The 19,730-nt window shown below is 68.4% G+C and carries 17 protein-coding genes; 5 read left to right on the forward strand and 12 right to left on the reverse strand.

Annotated features, from left to right (window positions below):
- Positions 1 to 374 precede the first annotated feature (374 nt).
- Genes ACWDUA_RS24945 through ACWDUA_RS24960 form a run of 4 tightly spaced genes read right to left on the reverse strand, consistent with a single transcriptional unit; the run spans position 375 to position 3,843 of the window.
- Positions 375 to 1,022 (reverse strand): 3-oxoacid CoA-transferase subunit B, encoded by a 648-nt coding sequence (locus ACWDUA_RS24945; RefSeq protein ID WP_449753716.1) that lies wholly within the window; start codon positions 1,020 to 1,022, stop codon positions 375 to 377.
- Positions 1,023 to 1,061: 39 nt separating this feature from the next.
- A complete protein-coding gene (locus tag ACWDUA_RS24950) occupies positions 1,062 to 1,850 on the reverse strand; it encodes a CoA transferase subunit A (RefSeq protein WP_449753717.1) in 789 nt (262 codons plus the stop codon).
- Positions 1,847 to 2,623, reverse strand: a complete 777-nt coding sequence (gene pcaD / locus ACWDUA_RS24955; RefSeq protein ID WP_449753718.1) for a 3-oxoadipate enol-lactonase — start codon at positions 2,621 to 2,623, stop codon at positions 1,847 to 1,849. The genes ACWDUA_RS24950 and pcaD overlap by 4 nt, the downstream gene beginning before the upstream one ends.
- A complete protein-coding gene (locus tag ACWDUA_RS24960) occupies positions 2,620 to 3,843 on the reverse strand; it encodes an acetyl-CoA C-acetyltransferase (protein ID WP_449753719.1) in 1,224 nt (407 codons plus the stop codon). The genes pcaD and ACWDUA_RS24960 overlap by 4 nt, the downstream gene beginning before the upstream one ends.
- A 91-nt stretch (positions 3,844 to 3,934) precedes the next feature.
- On the opposite strand from ACWDUA_RS24960, the gene ACWDUA_RS24965 reads away from it, so the two are divergent.
- Positions 3,935 to 4,822 carry a LysR family transcriptional regulator gene (locus ACWDUA_RS24965; RefSeq protein ID WP_059039420.1) on the forward strand — a complete coding sequence of 296 codons (888 nt, stop codon included), beginning with the start codon at positions 3,935 to 3,937 and terminating at the stop codon, positions 4,820 to 4,822.
- A 532-nt stretch (positions 4,823 to 5,354) separates the two neighbouring features.
- Here the strand turns inward: ACWDUA_RS24965 and ACWDUA_RS24970 are convergent.
- The 5 genes from ACWDUA_RS24970 to ACWDUA_RS24990 all read right to left on the reverse strand — a co-directional run bounded on the left by ACWDUA_RS24970 (position 5,355) and on the right by ACWDUA_RS24990 (position 10,825).
- The gene (locus tag ACWDUA_RS24970; protein WP_449753729.1) at positions 5,355 to 6,860 is read right to left on the reverse strand and encodes an FAD-dependent oxidoreductase; all 1,506 of its coding nucleotides are present in this window, start codon (positions 6,858 to 6,860) and stop codon (positions 5,355 to 5,357) included.
- A 44-nt stretch (positions 6,861 to 6,904) separates the two neighbouring features.
- Entirely contained in the window at positions 6,905 to 7,918 is a 1,014-nt protein-coding gene (locus ACWDUA_RS24975; RefSeq protein WP_449753720.1) for an FAD:protein FMN transferase, read from the reverse strand.
- Positions 7,881 to 8,390 carry an FMN-binding protein gene (locus ACWDUA_RS24980; protein ID WP_449753721.1) on the reverse strand — a complete coding sequence of 170 codons (510 nt, stop codon included), beginning with the start codon at positions 8,388 to 8,390 and terminating at the stop codon, positions 7,881 to 7,883. Before ACWDUA_RS24980 ends, ACWDUA_RS24975 begins: the two co-directional genes overlap by 38 nt.
- A gap of 85 nt (positions 8,391 to 8,475) precedes the next feature.
- Positions 8,476 to 10,365, reverse strand: a complete 1,890-nt coding sequence (locus ACWDUA_RS24985; protein ID WP_449753722.1) for a VWA domain-containing protein — start codon at positions 10,363 to 10,365, stop codon at positions 8,476 to 8,478.
- A 22-nt stretch (positions 10,366 to 10,387) separates the two neighbouring features.
- Positions 10,388 to 10,825: a type II toxin-antitoxin system Rv0910 family toxin gene (locus tag ACWDUA_RS24990; RefSeq protein ID WP_449753723.1), complete on the reverse strand. Its 438-nt coding sequence runs from the start codon at positions 10,823 to 10,825 to the stop codon at positions 10,388 to 10,390.
- A gap of 30 nt (positions 10,826 to 10,855) precedes the next feature.
- On the opposite strand from ACWDUA_RS24990, the gene ACWDUA_RS24995 reads away from it, so the two are divergent.
- A complete protein-coding gene (locus tag ACWDUA_RS24995) occupies positions 10,856 to 11,455 on the forward strand; it encodes a DNA-3-methyladenine glycosylase (protein ID WP_449753730.1) in 600 nt (199 codons plus the stop codon).
- A gap of 21 nt (positions 11,456 to 11,476) precedes the next feature.
- Here ACWDUA_RS24995 and ACWDUA_RS25000 read toward each other — a convergent pair whose 3' ends face one another.
- The 3 genes from ACWDUA_RS25000 to ACWDUA_RS25010 all read right to left on the reverse strand — a co-directional run bounded on the left by ACWDUA_RS25000 (position 11,477) and on the right by ACWDUA_RS25010 (position 15,493).
- Entirely contained in the window at positions 11,477 to 11,716 is a 240-nt protein-coding gene (locus tag ACWDUA_RS25000; RefSeq protein ID WP_449753724.1) for an Rv0909 family putative TA system antitoxin, read from the reverse strand.
- A gap of 88 nt (positions 11,717 to 11,804) precedes the next feature.
- A complete protein-coding gene (locus ACWDUA_RS25005; protein ID WP_449753725.1) occupies positions 11,805 to 14,306 on the reverse strand; it encodes an HAD-IC family P-type ATPase in 2,502 nt (833 codons plus the stop codon).
- Positions 14,303 to 15,493, reverse strand: coding sequence for an MBL fold metallo-hydrolase (locus ACWDUA_RS25010; RefSeq protein ID WP_449753726.1), 1,191 nt, complete (start codon positions 15,491 to 15,493; stop codon positions 14,303 to 14,305). Before ACWDUA_RS25010 ends, ACWDUA_RS25005 begins: the two co-directional genes overlap by 4 nt.
- A 162-nt stretch (positions 15,494 to 15,655) precedes the next feature.
- Between ACWDUA_RS25010 and ACWDUA_RS25015 the strand changes: the two genes are divergently transcribed.
- From ACWDUA_RS25015 to ACWDUA_RS25025, 3 genes are read left to right on the forward strand one after another with little or no spacing between them, the layout of a single operon-like run.
- Positions 15,656 to 16,270: a TetR/AcrR family transcriptional regulator gene (locus tag ACWDUA_RS25015; protein WP_449753727.1), complete on the forward strand. Its 615-nt coding sequence runs from the start codon at positions 15,656 to 15,658 to the stop codon at positions 16,268 to 16,270.
- Complete coding sequence (locus ACWDUA_RS25020; protein WP_449753731.1) at positions 16,263 to 17,552, forward strand: amino acid deaminase/aldolase; 1,290 nt, start codon at positions 16,263 to 16,265, stop codon at positions 17,550 to 17,552. The genes ACWDUA_RS25015 and ACWDUA_RS25020 overlap by 8 nt, the downstream gene beginning before the upstream one ends.
- Complete coding sequence (locus tag ACWDUA_RS25025) at positions 17,549 to 18,850, forward strand: D-arabinono-1,4-lactone oxidase (RefSeq protein ID WP_449753728.1); 1,302 nt, start codon at positions 17,549 to 17,551, stop codon at positions 18,848 to 18,850. The genes ACWDUA_RS25020 and ACWDUA_RS25025 overlap by 4 nt, the downstream gene beginning before the upstream one ends.
- The last annotated feature ends 880 nt before the right edge of the window (positions 18,851 to 19,730 follow it).

Here is a 19,730-nt window from a genome sequence, read left to right on the forward strand (position 1 = left end):
CTCCGCAGCCCGACGTCGGACGGCGACCACCAGCTGCTCAACCATCAACTGGGCATTGCTGATTGAGCCGGGACCGAGCCCGAAGAGCGAGGACCCGAGTCGAAATCTCCGCAGCCCGACGTCGGACGGCGACCACCATCTGCTCAACCATCAACTGGGCATTGCTGATTGAGCCGGGACCGAGCCCGAAGGGCGAGGACCCGAGTCGAAATCTCCGCAGCCCGACGTCGGACGGCGACCACCAGCTGCTCAACCATCAACTGGGCATTGCTGATTGAGCCGGGACCGAGCCCGAAGAGCGAGGACCCGTGTCGAGATTCCCGCAACCCACAGCCGGAAAGCAACTGCTACGCGGTGTTTGAGCACAACACGAGTCAGGCGGCGACGCCCGTCTTGTCGACCACCGGTGCGCCGGTCTTGGCCTCGACCTCGGCGAAGTCGGCACCCGGTGCGTACTCGACGATGTCGAAACCGCTTCCGGTGACATCGAAAACACCGAGATCGGTGATCACCCGGGACACCACGTGACGGCCGGTCAGCGGCAGGGCGCAGTCCGCGACGAGCTTGGGTGCCCCCTTCTTGGTGACATGTTCCATGAGCACGATCACCTGACCGGCACCGTTGACCAGATCCATCGCGCCACCGATGCCCTTGACCATGGCACCGGGCACCATCCAGTTGGCGAGGTCACCGCCGGCGGAGACCTGCATACCGCCCAGGACCGCGACGTCGACGTGGCCACCGCGAATCATGGAGAAGCTGGTGGCGGAGTCGAAGAAGCTGGCCCCGGGCAGCACCGACACGGTCTGCTTGCCGGCGTTGATCAGGTCGGGGTCGACGTCCTCGTCGTACGGAAACGGTCCCACACCGAGGATGCCGTTCTCCGCGTGCAGCATGATCCCCGAATCGTCGGGCAACTGATCGGGGATCAGGGTGGGCAGACCGATGCCCAGATTGACGTAGTCACCGGCGCGCAGCTCTTGTGCGGCGCGGGCGGCCATCTCGGTGCGGCTCCAGCTCATGATGGTTCTCCTCGGGTGGAAAGGTTGGGGTGTCGGCGCTCAGGCGGGCGTGCCCGCGGCTTCCGGGTGCCGCCGGATGGTGCGGTGCTCGATGCCCTTGTCGGCGGCCTGTTCCGGGGTGAGGGCAACGACCCGCTTGACGAAGATGCCCGGCAGGTGGATCTGATCGGGGCCGAGTTCACCGACCTCGACGACCTTCTCGGCCTCGACGATGGTGGTGCGGCCCGACATCCCGGCAGGCGGGTTGAAGTTGCGTGCAGCGGCGTGGAAGCAGCAGTTGCCTGCCTTGTCGGCAACGGCCGCGCGGATCAGCGCGTAATCGGTGACGATCGACTCCTCGAGCACCATCTCGGTCCCATGGAAGGTTCGGACCTCTTTCGGCGGGCTGGACAGGGCCACCGACCCGTCGGCGTTGTACCGCCACGGCAGGCCACCCTCGGCGACCAGGGTGCCGACGCCGGTCGGGGTGAAGAACGCCCCGATCCCGCTGCCGCCGGCACGCATCCGCTCGGCGAGGGTGCCCTGCGGGGTGAGTTCCACGGTCACCTCGCCGGAGAGGAACTGGCGTCCGAATTCCTTGTTCTCGCCGATGTAGGAGGCGATCACCTTCTCGATGCGACGGGCCTCGAGCAGCAGGCCGAGACCAGCGCCGTCGACGCCGCAGTTGTTGGACACGATGGTGAGGTCCGCCGCGCCCTGGGCGAGCAGGGCGTCGATCAGGAACTTGGGGATTCCCGAGAGTCCGAATCCTCCGACGGCCAGGCTGGATCCGTCGGGGATGTCGGCGACGGCCTCGGCGGCCGATCCGAAGACCTTGTCGATACTCATGACTGCTCCAGGTGTTCGATGATGGCGGGGGTGATGATGGCGGGCTGTTCGGCGGGCGCGAGGTGTGCCGCATCGTCGACGACGAGAAGCCTTGCTCCTGCGATGGATTCGACGATGCTCGCGAGTGTCGCGGGCGGGGTGGCAGGATCGTCGGCACCGGCGACGGCCAGGGTCGGGGCGGTGATCGCACCGATCTCGGCACGCTGGTCCAAGTCGGCGATGGCCTCACAGCATCCGGCGTAGCCGTCGTCGGGGGTGGCGGCGACCATCGACTGGTAGTGCTCGACGGCGGCCCGGTTGGCCGGATCGGCGAGGTATCCGGGCGAGAACCAGCGACTGACAACGCTTTCGGCGATCGACGCGGTCCCGTCGGAACGGACGCTGCCGGCCCGGTCCTTCCAGGCGTCGGCGGGTGGCATGTGCGGTGAGGTACAGAACAGCACCACCCGGTCGACGCGCTCGGGGTTGCGGACCGCCAGTCGCATCGCCGTCATACCGCCGAGCGACAGTCCGACGATGTGCGCCTTGGCCACACCGATCCGGTCGAGCAGGGCGATGACGTCGTCGGCGAGGTCGTCGATACTGTACGGCCCGGCCGGTATCGGCGAGGCACCGTGACCGCGGGTGTCGTAGCGGACGACGCGGAAGTGCTTGTCCAGCTCGGCGATCTGCTCATCCCACATCCGGTGGTCGGAGCCCAGCGAGTTCGACAGCACCACGACGGGCCCGTCCTCGCGGCCGCTGATGTGGGTGGCCACCTCGACGGCGCTCATCGGATCGCCTCGAAGATCGCGGCGAGTCCCTGGCCGCCGCCGATGCACATGGTCTCCAGGACGTATTTCGATTCCCGGCGTCGGGCCTCGTAGGCGGCGGTGGCGAGGATGCGGGCGCCGGTGGCGCCGATCGGGTGACCCAGCGAGATCCCGGAGCCGTTGGGGTTCAGCCGCTCGTCACCGGCGTCGACCTTCCACTCGGCGAGGACGGCGAGGACCTGGGCGGCGAACGCCTCGTTGAGTTCGATGAGATCGATCTCGTCGAGGGTGAGGTCGGCTCGCTGCAGGGCGGCGGCGGTGGCACCGACCGGGCCGATACCCATCTCCTCTGGGGCGCAACCGGTCACGGCCCACGACTTCAGGGCGAGCAACGGGGCGAGACCGCGGCGTTCGGCCTCGGCGCGGGTGGTCACCACACACATCGCCGCACCGTCGTTCTGGCCGGATGCGTTACCGGCGGTGACGGTGGACTCGGGGTCGATCTTGGCACGGATCGCGCGCAGCTTGGCCAGTCCCTCGACCGAGGCATCGGCGCGCGGATGCTCGTCGCGATCGACCACGACGTCGGGCTTGCCGCGCCGGCCGGGGATGGTGACCGGCACGATCTCGTCGTCGAACTTCCCGGCGTCCTGCGCGGCAATGGCCCGACGATGCGACTCCACGGCGAACTCGTCCTGCTCGGATCGGCCGAGATGGTAACGGGCACGCAGGTTCTCGGCGGTTTCGATCATGCCACCGGGGATCGGATGCGACGATCCACCTGCGGTCAGCCTGCCACGGTCGAGACGATCCATGAGCTCCACGCCGCCCTGTCGGATGCCGGTGCGCAACCCCAGGGCATAGTGCTCGACATTCGACATCGACTCGGCGCCACCGGCGATCACCAGCGATGCCCCGCCGGAGGCGACCTGGGCGGCGCCGCTGAGGACGGCCTGCAGGCCCGAGCCGCACCGGCGATCCACCTGCATGCCGGGAACGCCCACGCCGAGTCCGGCGTCGAGTGCGGCCATCCGGCCGATCGCCGGCGACTCCCCGTTGGCGTAGCCCTGGCCGAGGATCACGTCGTCGACATCGCCCTCGCCGAGTCCGGCCCGCGAGGCGAGTTCACGCAGCAGCGTGGTCGCGAGGTCGGTGACGGTCTGCGATGCCAGCGCCCCACCCATCCGACCGACCGGGGTACGGAGTGGTGAACAGATGACGATGTCGGTTCCGGTAGCCATACATCGAGGGTATGAGCCAGCTCTCATATTGAGAAGTATCGATTTGAACGCTATTGATATCTCTGGAGTATCAACCAGGTAGGCTCGCGACATGGAGCTGCGTCACCTGCGATATTTCCGGGCAGTGGCCGAGGAACTGCACTTCGGACGCGCCGCCCAGCGTCTGCATATCGCCCAGCCGCCGCTGTCCCAGCAGATCCGTCAGCTCGAGGACGAGCTCGGCGTGGCACTTCTGACCCGCTCCACCCGTCGCGTCGAACTGACCCCGGCCGGCGCCGCCTACCTCCCGCGCGTGGTGGAGATCCTCGAGGCGGTCGACGCCGCCGGCGCCCAGGCCAGGCGGGTGGCCGAAGGCCTCGAAGGACATCTGACGATCGGCTGCGTGGGGTCGGCGACGTACTCGCTGCTCCCCCGGCTCGTGCGAACCCTGCGCGACGAGTTGTCGGGCGTCGAGGTGAGCGTCCGCGGCGAAATGCTCGCACCCGATCAGCTGACCGCACTGGAGACCGGACAGATCGACCTCGCACTGCTCCGTCCACCGGTGAAGGGAGAGGGGCTCGTCGTCGAACCCGTGCGCCGCGACCGTCTGATCGTCGCCCTCCCCGACCGACATCCCCTCGCCGGCCGGACGGTGTTGTCGGTGGAAGACCTCGTCGACGACGACGTGATCGCCCACGCCGGGCACGGCAGGTCGGTGATGAACACGGTGGTCGCCCAGATGTGGGCCGACGCCGGGCAGGTCCCGCGAGTGCGACATGAGGTGTCGGAGACGTCGACGCTCGTCACGCTGGTGGCCGCCGGGCTCGGGGTCGCGGTGGTTCCCGAACCGACCTCCGCCCTCGACCTGGCCGGCGTCCACTACGCCGCGCTGCTCCCGGCGACGTCGATCGATCTGGTCGCCGCGCACCTCGCGGGCCGCCGGACCCCGGTCATGGAACGGGTGCTGTCGGTGCTGCACCGCATCGCCCAAGACGAGTGAACAGCAGGACGCGTGCCCCTGGACACGACCGGATCCGAGGTCGGCTGGATCCGACGTCGGCTGGATTCGAGGTCGGCTGGATTCGAGGTCGGCCGACAGAGGTTTCGACACGGTGCTTCGCTATCGCGAAGAACCGGCTCAACCACCAATCCTGCTCTCGCGACGAGCCGGCTCAACCACCAATCCTGGTCTCGCGACGAGCCGGCTCAACTGCCAATCGTGCTCTCGCGCAAGAACGCAACCACATACGAGGTCGGCCGACAGAGGTTTCGACACGGTGCTTCGCTATCGCGAAGAACCGGCTCAACCACCAATCCTGCTCTCGCGAAGGGCCGGTGCAACTGCCAATCCTGCTCTCGCGAAGGGCCGGTGCAACTGCCAATCCTGCTCTCGCGAACGACCGGCTCACCTGCCAATCGTGCTCTCGCGAAGAGCCGGTGCAACTGCCAATCCTGCTCTCGCGAAGGGCCGGTGCAACTGCCAATCCCTCACCACGAACAATCGGCTCGACCACTGAGGCCGACGCGCGCCGTCAGTATCCCAGGAAGCTGTCGGTGTGTAGCCGCCAGAACCGCAGGCGCACGGCCGGATCCGCCGAACGTGTCCTTGCCGAGGTCGCGTGCACGAACTCGGGACTTCCCGAAATGTAGTAGTGGGCCCCGTCGCGGGTGAACGGCAGATCGGCGGGCAGGGCGCCGTCGTCGGCCACCACCACCTCCACGCGGCCGCCGGCGGCACGGACGGCGTCGAGGTCGTCGTCGAACACCGAACGTTCCTGTTCCCGGATCACGTGGATGACGGTGAGCCACGACAGATCCCGATTCCCGGTGTCACCGGTGAACTGGCGGACCATCGCACGGAACGGGGTGATCCCGATTCCGCCGGCGAGCAGCACGATCGGGTATCCGCCCGGGTGGCGCGGTGCGACGAAGTCGCCGCCGGTGTCGTCGAGAAGGAGTCGTCCGCCCCGGTGGATCAGGTCCCGTTTGAACGCCGACACCTCCGAACCGCCGACGGTGAACGCGAACTCGGTCGGGTTCTCGCCCGGCGCGGCGGCGAACGAGAACACCCGTCGGGTCCGATGCCACAGCGGCGCCGACCATTGCGGGGCACTCAGCGTCGCCCACTGGCCGGGTCGGAATGCCACCGGCTGCGGTGAGAGCGCCCGAATCCGGTGGGTGCCCGCGGCGATCTCGTCGATCTGCACCTCGAACGTCACCCGACCGGCGCCCCGCTGGGTGACGAGGCGGACGACGAAGGCATACACACACCCCACACCGAGGGCGATCTGCGGAACGAACTCCAGCGTGTAGGAATCGGTGATCTCGAAGACCTGCTGCCAGTTCGCCAGGACTGCAACGATGATCGCGTACACCGCCCGGTGCACCCGGGTACTCGGGGACGTCAACGGCTCCGGCAGCATGATGGCGGCCAGGAACATCGTGGGCGCGGAGACGAACACGAACTGCAGATCCTGACCACCCTCGATCAGCTGCAGCACCGCCACCGTGGCCAGCGTGGCGATCACGAAGATGCCGACCGTCCACCACTCACGCAGGACGGTGACCAGCAGCACGCCGATGATCAGCATCGGCCAGAACAGCGGTTCCGCGGCAATCCACCAGACCGGTGAACTGACCACTCCCCCGGCCACTTCCACCCCTGCATAGGCGAGCGCATAGGTGACAATCGCCCCGACGACCGCCGGGTTGACCGTCAGCCGACGCCGCCACGCCAGCACGTATTTGCTCAGGGCGGCGGAGCCGGCGGCGATCACCATCGACCACCCCGACGCCGCGTCGGTGACACCCGGCATCAAGAAGAACAGGATCAGCGCGGTGATCGCCCACGAGTCCGCGCCCGGCGGCACCCGGACGACGGCCGCGCACACCCCACTCACCGCCGCGGACCCGACCACCGACAACACCAGCGACAACAGAAGTGCGCCAGGACGATAGGCGAACTCGTCGTCGAGGGCCGAGACGAGCAACGCGATCACCACCAACAGGACCAGCGCACCGAGGACCGCGCGATGCATGGTCAACCAGCGCGGACGGGCCGACCGCCGAGGCAGCACTCCGGTCACAGGAACAACTCCAATCCAGGGATCGCGGTGTGTTCGACGACGCCGCTGTGGTGAATGGTCACGTGCCCGAAAGCGGCTTCGCCGCCGGACTTCTCGAGCGCGGTCCAGGTGATGTCGGTGGGAGTGGACCCCGGACGGCGGCGCGGTTCCGGAGCTCCGAGACGCGCCCGCAACGAGGTCGCCGGGGTGAAGAACAGTGCGGTGGCCAGCCCGTCGGCGGTCATCGCCCGGTCGGTCGTCACACCGTCGACGAATACCCAGGTGGCCAACACCTCTCGAGTGGGGATCCCGGTACGGGGGTCGACGATGTGGTGCCAGTCGGCCCACGCCCGCCGGTTGGGCGCCGAGGCGCACAGCGCACCTCCGGACAGTTCGACGACGCCGATCGCCTTGCGCGGATCCCCTGGATGTTCGAGGGCGATGCGCACCGGCTGGTCCCGGGTGGAGATCACCATGTCCCCACCGGCGTCGACGACATGATCTCCACGCGAGTGCCGGGCGACGATCCCGGCGACTCGGTCGACGGCGAAACCTTTTCCGGCAGCACCGATGTCGATCAGCACGGGCCTGCGAACCACCAGTTCACCCGCGGCGTCGGCAGCGCCACCGGGACACCACTCGATCACGTCGTCCCACGCGGGCACCGCGGCGATCGTGGCCGCCGGGGTCAGCGAGTACCGCGAGTCGTATCCGGCGTCGGCGAGGGTGGCGCCGACCAACGGGGTCACCGCACCCGCGGTGATGTCGTAGAGCCGGCGGTACCAGTCGAGGAGCGGGCCATCGGAGGCCGCCACCGGATACCGACCCGGCGTGCGCCACATCTCGGCCACCATCGAGTCGTCGCGGAACCGCGACCACACCCGGTCGATCCGGTCGATCTCGGCGCGCACCTCGCCGCGGGCGGCGTCGGACAGCGGTGTGTCCGTGGTGATCTCCCAGACGGTGCCGATCGCCTCGAACCGCCAGTCGGCCTCAGACGCGGGCGTCGGTCTGGATCTGGGTGATGGCATCGTTGAAGCCGCCCGAGGTCAGCGACGACCCGGCGACCTTGGAGACGTCGAGGTCGTCGATGTTCTTGCCGACGACCAGCGCGTCGATACCACTCGCGAACTTCTCCTGGAACTGTGCCGACGTGCCCTTGGTCTGACTCCGGTCGAGTTCGAGTGCGGTGATCGTCGAGTTCGACAGGGTCACCGTCACCCCGATCTGCTGCTCGCCACCGGGCGACTGGTAGTGGCCCACGGCGGTGTAGGTGCCGTTCTTGTACTCGCCCGAGCCGGCGGCACCGTCGGTCGATGCGGCGGTCGAGGCCGCCACAGACGTGGCCGATGCGGTGGTCGTGTCGTCGGCGGCGGAAGCATCGTCGGACCCACAGGCCGCCGTGGCCAGGCCGATGGCGGCGACAGCGGCCACCACCCCACCGGTTCGTGTCAGCGACAGCAGATCATCTTTGCGGACCGCGGTCCGGATGTTCTTGGTCATGGTTCCCCATTGTGAACAAGACCGTCGGGATTCGCCTAACCCTGCCACGAGGTTCATAGGGGATCCTTAGAAAACTCCCCGCTCGTCAGCGGCCGGCCGCCTCCACGCGGGCCTGGATCGCGTTGACGAACACCGAGCTGATGTCGGCGGCGGTCTCGGCGACATAGGTGGTGCCGCCCGTGGCCTCGGCGATCTGCCGGAGCGCCTCGGTATCGGCGTCCTCGGAGATCCCGATCGTCAGGATCAGCACCGGCCGGGCCGGGTCCTGGCGCTCCTTGAGCTCGGCGAGCAGCTCGTCCAGAGAGATGCTGTTGGGGTCCTCGTTCTCCCCGTCGGTCATGATGATGACGCTGTTGGAGTAGTTCGGGTCGTAGGTGTCCTGCACCTCCTTGAACGCCGCGAGGGTGGTGTCGTACAGCCCGGTGGACCCGCCGAGCTCGGCCGGCGAGAGCCCCTTGCGGACCGCTGTGGCCAATTCCTCACGATGGGTCTCCCCGCCGGCGGTCGTGGCGTCGAGACGGCGGATCGGACTCAGCTCGGTCCAGTCCTCACCGTTCGGCCCACGGTCGATCGAGAACGCCCAGCCACCGACCATCGCGTTGTTCGGGAACATCTTCAGCCCGGTCATCGACGCGTCGATGAGCAACTGCGCCCTCGTCGACGACCCGACCGTGGCCTCCATCGACCCCGAGGTGTCCTGGACGACGAGAGTGCGGATCGGCACACCGAGGACCTGCCACTGACGCAGGGCCTTGTCGACCTGATCGGGGTCCTTGAGGGCGAGCGCCGTGACCGGCTGCCCCGTCCCATAGGGATGATCGCCGGGATACGGTTCGCCGCCCGGCTTACGGAAACCGGCCTGCCCCAACCGATCTCCGTCGGAACCGGCGAGTGCCTCGGCGAGCGCCTTACCCGCCTCGTCGGCGGTCGTCCGTCGGGCCGTCCCCGCGGTGTTCACCAGCGGGTAGTCGAGCATCACGGTGCCGTCGGCGGGGATCGCGAATTTCAGCTGCGAGCCCTGGTGGGTACGCATGAACATGATGTACTGCTGCTCGGTGGTCACCACCGGCACCGTCGAGGTGTTGGCCAGGTTGAGCCGGGTGCCCTCGTTGTCGTTGGCCAGGCGCGCGTTGTTCTGCTGGATCGCCAGCACCGACATCGCCTCGGTGAGTTGTTCCTCGGTGAGCTTGCCTGCGGCGACCTCGGCGAGCGCGCCCACGATCGGGGCGTCGCCGGTGCTGGTGTCGACCGGGCTGCCGGTCCGCAGATCCGGCAGCTTCATCACCTGTACCCAGCTGGTCAGGTTCGGCAGTTCCTTGCCCACGACGACGGTCGGCGTGGACGCCAGGGAGTCCGAGACCAGGTCGAGCTCGTGGCGGACCTGGGTGGTCACCCGACGCGCCTGCAGCTGCGAATCCGGCACCCACAGGTCGGGACTGGCGTCGCCACTGGTCAACAGACCCGGCACGTCGGCCCCGGCCACCGAGGAGACCTTGTAGTCGTAGCAGGTGTGCAACGACACCTGCCCTGCCGCGTCACCGAGCGCGGAGGCGATGGTGGGATCGGCGGCCACGCTCACCGACGTCCGGTCGCCGCAACCATCGGAGCCGACGGACTTCCAGATCACGATCCCGGCGACGAGCGCGGCCACGATCACCAGCGCGCCGAGACCCCACAGCCAGGCACCACGATGTGATGACCCGGATTCGCGGTGGTCGAACCCGAACTGACCGCTCGACGACGTCCCGGCAGCACTGTTGCGCCCGGTGTCGGCAGCACGGTTGCGCCCGGTGTCGGCAGCACGGTTGCGCCCGGTGTCGGCAGCACGGTTGCGCCCGGTGTCGGCGGCACGGTTGCGCCCGGTGTCCGACGCGCGGCTGCGCCCGGTGTCGGCGGCACGGCCGGGACCGGACGCGTCGTCGCGGCGCGGCCGAATCGGTCCGGAATCGCCGGAATCAGAGCTGTGACGCCCCATTGTTCACTTCCCCCTGGGTAATTCAGCCGAAGAGCTCACGGAAGGTGACCAGCGACCTGTGCAGATCCCCCGAAACCGCCATCGCTGCCGCCTTCCCGACGGGCCCGATCAACGGGAGTCCACCGAGGTCGACGCTGAAGGTGACCACCGAACCGACCGTGGCCGGCGCGATCGCGAGGTCGAGTTTCGCCTTCACCCCACCCTTGCCGGAACCCTTGAGCCGGACCTCTTTGCCGTCGACGTAGGTGTCGATGACCCAGTCGAACCGCACTCGCGTGCCCTTGACCTTGACGACCGACGACACCCTGGTCCCGGTGCCGAGGTCGGCGGGCGCCGGCACGGGGCTACGCCAGCCGTCGTGCAGGACGAGCCACTCCGAGAATCGTGCGAGGTCCGTCGCCGCCGACCAGGTATCCTCCGGTGACAGCTCAACCTCGATGGAGTCGCTCGTCTTGGCCATGGTGACGAAGCCTAACCGGTGGGATCGGTGATCTCACAGCGAGTGTCCGCTATCGGCGCGGGTGTCGACGTCCACGCCGCCGCGCTACTGCTGCTCGGTGCCGAGCTGGTGGCGCACGGTGTGACCATCCGGATCACCGAGGTCGAGGCCTACGCCGGTCCGCTGGACCCGGCCTCCCACGCCTTCCGGCGTACCCCGCGGTCGGCCATCATGTACGGCCCACCCGGGCGGCTGTACGTGTACCGCATCCACGGCCACCACTGCGCCAACGTGGTGACCGGCGTCGACGGACTGGCATCAGCGGTGCTCCTGCGCGCCGGAGAGGTGATCGACGGGGTCTCGACGGCCCGGGAGCGTCGGGGGTCGGGGGATTCGGTGGCCGCGGCAGCGGTGGCACGGGGACCGGGCAATCTGGCGCGGGCGGCCGGGATCACCTCGGCCGACCTGGGCATCGATCTGTTCCACCCCGACGCCCGGGTCCGGCTTCAGGACGGCGCGCAGGAAACCCGGCCGGTGAGCACCGGTCCGCGGGTGGGGGTGCGCCATGCCGCCGACCACACGTGGCGCTACTGGCTCACCGACGACCCGACGGTGTCGGCCTATCGCCGTCACCCGCGGGCCGGGCACTGATCTCCTCCGGGTGAGCGGGGCCTACTGCTGGTCCGGCTTGGGCGCGGGCTGAGGGTCGGCGGCAGGCTTGGGCTGTTCGGCGGGCCGGGGCTGCTCGCCCTCCGCCCCGACCGCCTTGCGGGCGGCGTCCTGTGCCTTGTCGACCTGCTCGGCGTACTTGCCGCCGGTGGCCTTGTCGATGGCGTCGCCGCCCTTCTCGATCAGGCTCGGGTTCTTGCGCAGTGCGTCCTTGGCCTTGTCGACCAGTCCCTTGAGATCCATCAGTTCGTCTCCTCGATCGTCGTGCGTGCTTCGTCGTGCCGGAATCGTCGTGGCCGTGTTCCGGGCCCACCGGGTGCGGTCCACGAGTCTAGTCGTGCACCAGCTCGCCGACCCGGTCATCGGCGTCGGAGTCCTCGCCGGTGCCGACGATCCGGGGCAGCACCCGCGACACGATCTCCACGCAGACGATGCCGATCGCTGCCGCGACGAACGCCACGGAGTTCATCTGCCAGTTGGAGGAGTCCAGCTTGAACATGTGCTGGGTCCACGGCCAGGCGAAGATGATCACGTACGCGAGGACCGAGATCACCATGAGCAGCACCTTCCACCAGTTGTACGGCCGCGCCACCACCATGAGCACGTACAGTGCCACCGCGATCAGGCAGATCAGGGTGGCGGTGGCCGCCTGGGTCTGCTCGGGCGGCAGATCCACCGAGTCGCCGCCCAGGCTGACGCCGGCTCCCCCGGGGTTGATGATCACGTAGGTGACGAAGGCCGCCATCCCGACGATGATGCCGTTCGGGACCGCTTGCGTCAGAACACGTTTGACGAATCCGCTCCGGGCCCGCTCGTTGTTCGGGGCGAGCGACAGGACGAACGCCGGGATCCCGATGGTGAACCACGCCGAGATGGTGACGTGAATCGGCTGGAACGGGTAGCTGAGCGAGTCGAATCCGAAGATCTTGGCGGCCACACCGGCGACGCCGACGAACAGGGCCAGCAGCACCGCGTACACGGTCTTGGTGAGAAACAGGTTGGAGACGCGCTCGATGTTGCCGATCACGCGCCGACCCTCACCCACCACATAGGGCAGGGTGGCGAACTTGTTGTCCAGCAACACGATCTGCGCCACCGACCGGGCGGCCGACGAGCCCGAGCCCATCGCGACGCCGATGTCGGCGTCCTTGAGGGCCAGGACGTCGTTGACGCCGTCGCCGGTCATTGCGACGGTGTTGCCGCGGGACTGCAGGGCCGCGACCATCGCCCGCTTCTGATCGGGCCGCACCCGACCGAAGGTGACGCCGTCCTCGACCGCGTCGGCGAGCCGGTCGATGTCGGTGGGCAGGTCGCGGGCGTCCACCGAGGTGTCCGGGGAGCCGAGCCCGAGCGACTGGGCGACCGCGCCCACCGAGCGGGCGTTGTCGCCGGAGATCACCTTGACGTCGACGTGCTGGGTGGCGAAGTAGTCGAGGGTGGAGCGGGCGTCGTCACGGACCCGCTGTTCGAGCACCACCAGCGCGACCGGGGTGAGGGTGCCGGGTGTGTTGGAGCCCGCAGCCGGTTCGGTGTTCACCGGGACGTCGGTACGGCCCAACAGCAGGATGCGCAGCCCGGCGGCACCGAGATCGGAGGCGCGGCGAGCGGGTTCGCTGTCAGGGTCGAGCAGGACGTCGGGGGCACCGAGGATCCAGTTGCCCGTGTCGGCACCGGCGGCGTCGGCGAACGACATCCCGCTCCACTTCTTGGCGGAGGTGAACGGCTCGAGCGCGGTGACCGTCCAGTCCGGGGCGTCCGGATAGGCCTCGGCCAGCGCCAGCACACTGGCGTTGGGGCTGCGGTCGTGCGCGGCGAGCGCGGCCAACACCAGCTCGGCGGTCACCCCGCTCGATGGTCCGGCGGCCTCGACCGATTCCACCGCGGTCAGGCGCATGCCGTTCTCGGTGAGCGTGCCGGTCTTGTCCGCACACACCACGTTGACGCGGGCGAGGCCTTCGATCGCGGGCAGTTCGTTCACCAGGCATTGCCGCTGACCGAGCCGGACGACGCCCACCGCGAAGGCGATCGACGTCATCAGCACGAGCCCCTCGGGGACCATCGGGACCAGCGCGGCGACCATGCCGAGCAACGACTGCTTGATGCCGTTCTGACTGATGAACAGCTGGTTGACGATGGTCAGGACCCCGGCCGGGACGAGCAGCCACGTGATCACCTTGAGGATCTGGTCGATCCCGGAACGCAGTTCGGAGGACACCAGCGTGAACTTGGAGGCCTCGGCGGCGAGCTGCGCGGCATAGGCGTCGGCGCCCACCTTGGTCGCCCGGTAGGCGCCCGATCCGCTGACCACGAAGCTGCCGGAGAGGATCCTGTCGCCGGGCGCCTTGTCGATGGCGTCGGCCTCGCCGGTGAGCAACGACTCGTCGACGTCGAGCACGAACGACTCGACCACCTCGCCGTCGACGACGACCTGGTCGCCGGCGCCGATCTCGATGATGTCGTCGAGCACCACCTCGTCCGGGGGGATCTCACCGACGGTCCCGTCGCGGCGCACCTTGGGCCGGGTCTGACCGACGATGGCCAGCCGGTCGAGGGTGCGTTTCGCGCGGATCTCCTGGATGATGCCGATCCCGCTGTTGGCGACGATCAGCAGGCCGAACAGACCGTTGATCAGCGATCCGGTCGACGCCACGATGACGAACAGCACACCGAGGATCGCATTGATCCGGGTGAACACGTTGGCCCGGACGATGTCTCGGACGCTGCGTCCGGAACGGTCGGGCATGGAGTTGACCTGCCCGCCGGCCACGCGATCGGCGACCTCCTGCGAGCTCAGACCACGGATCTGGGCCTGCTCGTCGATCGTGTCGCTCACGCCGATGCTTCCCACCACTGCGGGTCGGTGAGACCGGTGCCGAGCCGATGGGTCAGGTCGATGGTGCCACCCGGCTGCGGAACCATCACGGTGGTGGCGTTGCGGCCGGCGGTCGGCAGCAGACGGGTGATCGGTTCCGCCCATGGATGACGCGCCAGGGAGAACGTCCCCCAGTGGATCGGGATCATCACTGCGTCGGTCCCTGCCGGACCGGACACCATCCGGTGCACCGCGACAGCCTCCTCGGGGTCGATGTGGACGTCGGGCCAGACCGGGTCGTAGGCCCCGACGGCGATGAGCGTGAGATCGAAGGGCCCCAGCCGGGAACCGAGGTCGGCGAACCGCTCGGTGTAGCCGGTGTCGCCGGAGAAGAAGACGCGGTGGATGGGGCCGACGAGGGCCCAACTCGCCCATTGGGTGAGGTCACGCTGCAGTGCGCGGCCGGAGAAGTGCCGCGCCGGGCCGCAGGTGAAGTGCACGGTGGTGCCGGAGGCGCCGGTGATCTCGACGGTGCCCCACCAGTCGGCCTGCCGGATCCGTTCGGGTGGTACACCCCACGACACCAGGTGCGCGACCACACCCAACGGAACGACGAACATCGCGTCGGGCTGGGTGGCGGCGATCCTCGCGACGGTGTCCATCTCGAGGTGGTCGTAGTGATCGTGGCTGATCAGGACCACATCGAGGGGCGGCAGGTCGGCGACGGTCACCGGGCACGGGTGCAGACGCGACGGGCCGACCGTCTGCGTGGGCGAGCAACGCCGGCCGAACACGGGGTCGGTGAGGATGCGCAGTCCGTCGAGTTCGACGAGCACCGACGCATGACCGAACCAGGTCGCTGCGAGGGCGCGGGGTTCGACGTCGGCGGCCAGGGCGGGGGTGTCGACCCGGATGGTGCGTGCCGGACGGCCGGGACGCCGGGCCATGTCGATCGCCACCTTCAGGTCCCCGGACACGCGTGGTGACGGGGGCTCGGGGTTGGCGAAGGTGCCGCCCTCGAGGTTCGGGGACCCGGACACGTAGTGCCAGATCGATTCGGCATCGGCGCCGAGCGCGCGAGCGGCGGGAAGGCCGACACCGGCGAGGGTGTCGACCGTCGCACCGGCGGCCCGCAGGCCCAGTCCACCGACGGTGCTGACCGCACGACCGACGATCGCGGCGGCGGACTTCTCGATGGATGCGGTCACGGGATTCAGGGTAACCGTCGGCACTGCCGGTGGCCGGTAACCGCACGCCACAGCATCGACCCGGACCACCGTTCGCGTCGTGTTGGTAGCATCTGCGGCTGCAACCTGTTCTCGCGCATGTGCCGGTACGCATGCCGTCGGAAGTGGTGTTCGTTGGCCCGGATGTCTGTCACCGAGAGGCGCGCGGCGCTGGTCGAATCGGCATACCGCGTGATCGCCGACCACGGGGTCGAGGGCGCGACCACCCGTCGGATCTGCGCGCACGCCGACATGCCGCTGGCGAGTTTCCATTACGCCTTCGAATCCCGCACCGCCCTGCTCGGCGCGGTGATGGAGACCGCGGTCCCCAGTGACATCGATCAGATGCTGGCCGCGATCCTGCCGACCGGAGACCTCGACGAGGGCGCCGATCTGGAGGTGATGGAGGCCAACATGCGGCGGCAGCTGCAGGCCTTCCTGTCCATGCTGAAGGCCGATCCCGGCCGACTCCAGGCCACCATCTCGCTCGGGATCCACGCGCACAACCATCCGGAACTGCAGCGCTACGGCCAGCGGATGTACGAGAACCTGTACGCGGTGGCGGCGAAGGGCCTCGACGCCGCCGCCCAGCACTCCGGGGTGCGGTGGACCCAGCCGACCTCGGAGATCGCACCCGTCCTGATCGGCACGCTGATCTCGGTGACCCTGATCTACTTGAGCACCGCCGACGACCATGTGACACAACTGTTGGTGGAATCTCTTGTCCGGCAGACTATGTCACATGCAGCCGATGCCTGACCCGCTTTCTCCCACCTCGTCCGGGCCGATCCCGCCCTCGCCCACGCCATGGTGGGAGCGATCCCCCCGCACGTACTGGCAGGGATTCACCGATGCCGTCACCACCGCCGGGATCGACAGCCCGGCACTGGTGGTCGACCGGGATGCCCTGGAACACAACGTCGCCGACCTGCTGCGGCGAGCCGACGGGGTGCCGATCCGCTTGGCATCCAAGTCGCTTCGGGTGCGGTCGGTGATCTCCGACCTCCTCTGCCGCCCGGGTTTCGCCGGGGTGCTCGCCTATGACGTCGACGAGGCCCGGTGGCTGGCAACCGAATCCGGGATCACCGACGTCCTGATGGGGTATCCGACGGTTCGCCGGTCGGCACTTGCCGGTCTGCTCGCCGACGAGCTGGCACTGTCGCGGGTGACATTGCTGGTGGACGATGTCGCCCATCTCGACCTGATCGACTCGGTGGTGCCTGCCGAGCGCAGGCCGTCGGTGCGGGTGGCGATCGATCTCGACGCATCGCTGCGGCTGCTCGGCGGACGTCTGCACATCGGGGTGCGGCGCTCTCCGGTCCACGATCTCGATCAGGCCCTGGAACTGGGCCGCCACATCGTCGGGCGTGACGGATTCGATCTCGTCGGCGTGATGTCGTATGAGGCACAGGTGGCCGGGGTCGGGAACGCCGTCGGCGGAAAGCGGTTCACCAATGCCGCGGTCTCGCTGATGCAGCGTGCGTCGATGGTCGAGATCCGCCGTCGTCGGGGGAAGGTGATCGCCGCCCTCCGCGCGATCGCCCCGCTCGAGATCGTCAACGCCGGCGGCACCGGCTCACTCGAGGCCACCGGCCGCGACTCGTCGATCACCGACATCGCTGCAGGCAGCGGCATCTTCGGTGGCCATCTCTTCGACAACTACCGGCACTTCCGGCCGGCCCCGGCGATGGCATTCGGCCTCGACGTGGTCCGCACGCCTGCACCCGGATTCGCCACATGCGCCGGCGGCGGCTGGATCGCCTCCGGCCCGCCGGCACCGGATCGGCTGCCCCGGCCGGTCTGGCCTCCGGAACTGGAGTATGTGGGCACCGAAGCGGCCGGCGAGGTACAGACCCCACTGCACGGTCCCGGCGTGGATGGGCTCAGAATAGGAGATCGGGTCTGGTTCCGGCACACGAAGTCCGGCGAGATCTGTGAACGCGCGCGGGAAGTCGCCCTGATCACCCGCAGCGGCGACGGGTCGGCACATGTCGACTCCGTCGTCCCGACCTACCGTGGAGAGGGGAAGGTCTTCCTGTGACCTGGGTCAACTGGGGACGCACCGTGGAGTGCCGGCCCGGACGCGTGTTGTCACCCGGCGGTGCCGACGATCTGGCTGCGCTGGTGACAGAGGCCCGGTCGACGGGCGAGCGGATCAAGGCCGTCGGCGCCGGGCACAGTTTCTCCCCCATCGCGCTCGCACCGTCGATCCAGGTCGAGTTGTCGCGGATGCGCGGACTGGTGCGGGCGGATCCCGAACTCCGCCAGGTCACGCTGCGGGCCGGCACCCATCTCCACGAGATCCCCGGACTGCTCGCCCCGCATGGCCTGGCCATGGCCAACCTCGGCGACGTCGACCGGCAGACCATTGCCGGGGCCACCTCCACCGGCACCCACGGCACCGGCCTGGCCTTCGGCGGCGTCAGCACCCAAATCGTCTCGGCAACAATTGTTTCCGGAACCGGCGAGGTGATCTCGGTGGACGCCGACAGCCCGGATCTGCCGGCCGTGGCCCTCGGGCTGGGCGCACTCGGCCTGCTCGTCGACGTCACGCTGCAGTGTGTTCCGGCGTTCTCCATCCGCGCCGACGAGCGTCCGCTCGACATCGACGACGCGATCGACGGGTTCCTCGATCGAGTCGCCGAGCACGATCACCACGAGTTCTACATGTTCGCGCACTCGAACCGAGCCCTGAGCAAGATCAACACCCGGCTCGACGGCGAGGTCGAGCCGTCGGGTCCGAGCGCGATCCGCCGGTACGTCGACGACGAACTGTTGAGCAACAGGATCTTCGGGCTGCTCTGCGAACTGAGCGCGCGAGTGCCCGCGACGGCGGCGACGATCAACGAGATCTCCGGACGCGTCCTCTCGCCGCGGACCTACACCGACTCCTCGACCAAGGTGTTCATCTCCGAACGCAATGTGCGGTTCCGCGAGATGGAGTACGCGGTGCCGCTCGAGGCGGTGCCGGGCGCCCTGCGCGAGTTGCGGTCGATGATCGAGCGCCGCGGGTACCGGGTGAGCTTCCCGATCGAGGTGCGCGCCGCAGCGGCCGATGATCTGATGGTGTCGACCGCATCGGGCCGTACGTCGGGCTACATCGCGGTGCATCGCTACGTCAACGACGACTCCGCCGACACCGCAGCCTATTTCGCAGACGTCGAGGCGATCATGACCGCACGCGAGGGTCGGCCGCACTGGGGCAAGATGCACACCCGTGACGCCGACTACCTCCGGTCGGTCTACCCACGGTTCGACGACTTCCTGGCCATCCGCGATCGATTGGACCCGGATCGGGTGTTCACCAACGACTATCTCGACCGGGTGCTCGGCGCCTGAGCACACTTGCCGATTGGGCTGGGATCGGGGGTGGCCGGGTTGACGAGCCCGGCCGCCGGAGGTTTCGACACGCCTCGTCGCTCCGCTCCTCGTCGGCTCAACCACCAAAAACACACCACCTGTTGATGATTGAGCCGGGACCGAGCGCGAAGCGCGAGGACCCGTGTCGAAATCCCCGCAACCTACGCTCGGGTGGTGACCACCTCCAAGGTGCTCACGCTGGCAACATCGGCCGCCGGAGGTTTCGACACGCCTCGTCGCTCCGCTCCTCACCGGCTCAACCACCTTGCAACACTCGATGATTGAGCCGGGACCGAGCGCGAAGCGCGAGGACCCGAGTCGAAATCTCCGCAGCCTACGCCGGGTAGCGACCACCTCCAAGGTGGACGCGTCGGCGAAGTCAGCCGTCTGAGGTTTCGACACGCCTCGTCGCTCCGCTCCTCACCGGCTCAACCACCAACTGCAAGTCGCTGATTGAGCCGGGACCGAGCATCGCGAGGACCCGAGTCGAAATCCCCGCCGCCTACGTCGGATGCGTGACCACCTGCGAAGTGGTGACGCCGGCGAGTTCGGCCGACAGAGGTTTCGACACGCCTCGTCGCTCCGCTCCTCGTCGGCTCAACCACCAACAGCCTCTTGCTGATTGAGCCGGGACCGAGCGCGAAGCGCGAGGACCCGAGTCGAAATCCCCGCATCCCACGTCGGATAGTAACCACATCGGAGGTGCTCACGCTGGCGAGCCCGGCCACCGGAGGTTTCGACACGCCTCGTCGCTCCGCTCCTCACCGGCTCATCGCTCCTATGTCAAGCGGCTGCTCCTGGAACCAGGATTTCAGTGTGCGAACGGGCAGCGTGATCGGTGACCAGACGATGAAAAATC

This window comes from Gordonia sp. NPDC003376 (genome assembly GCF_053589235.1).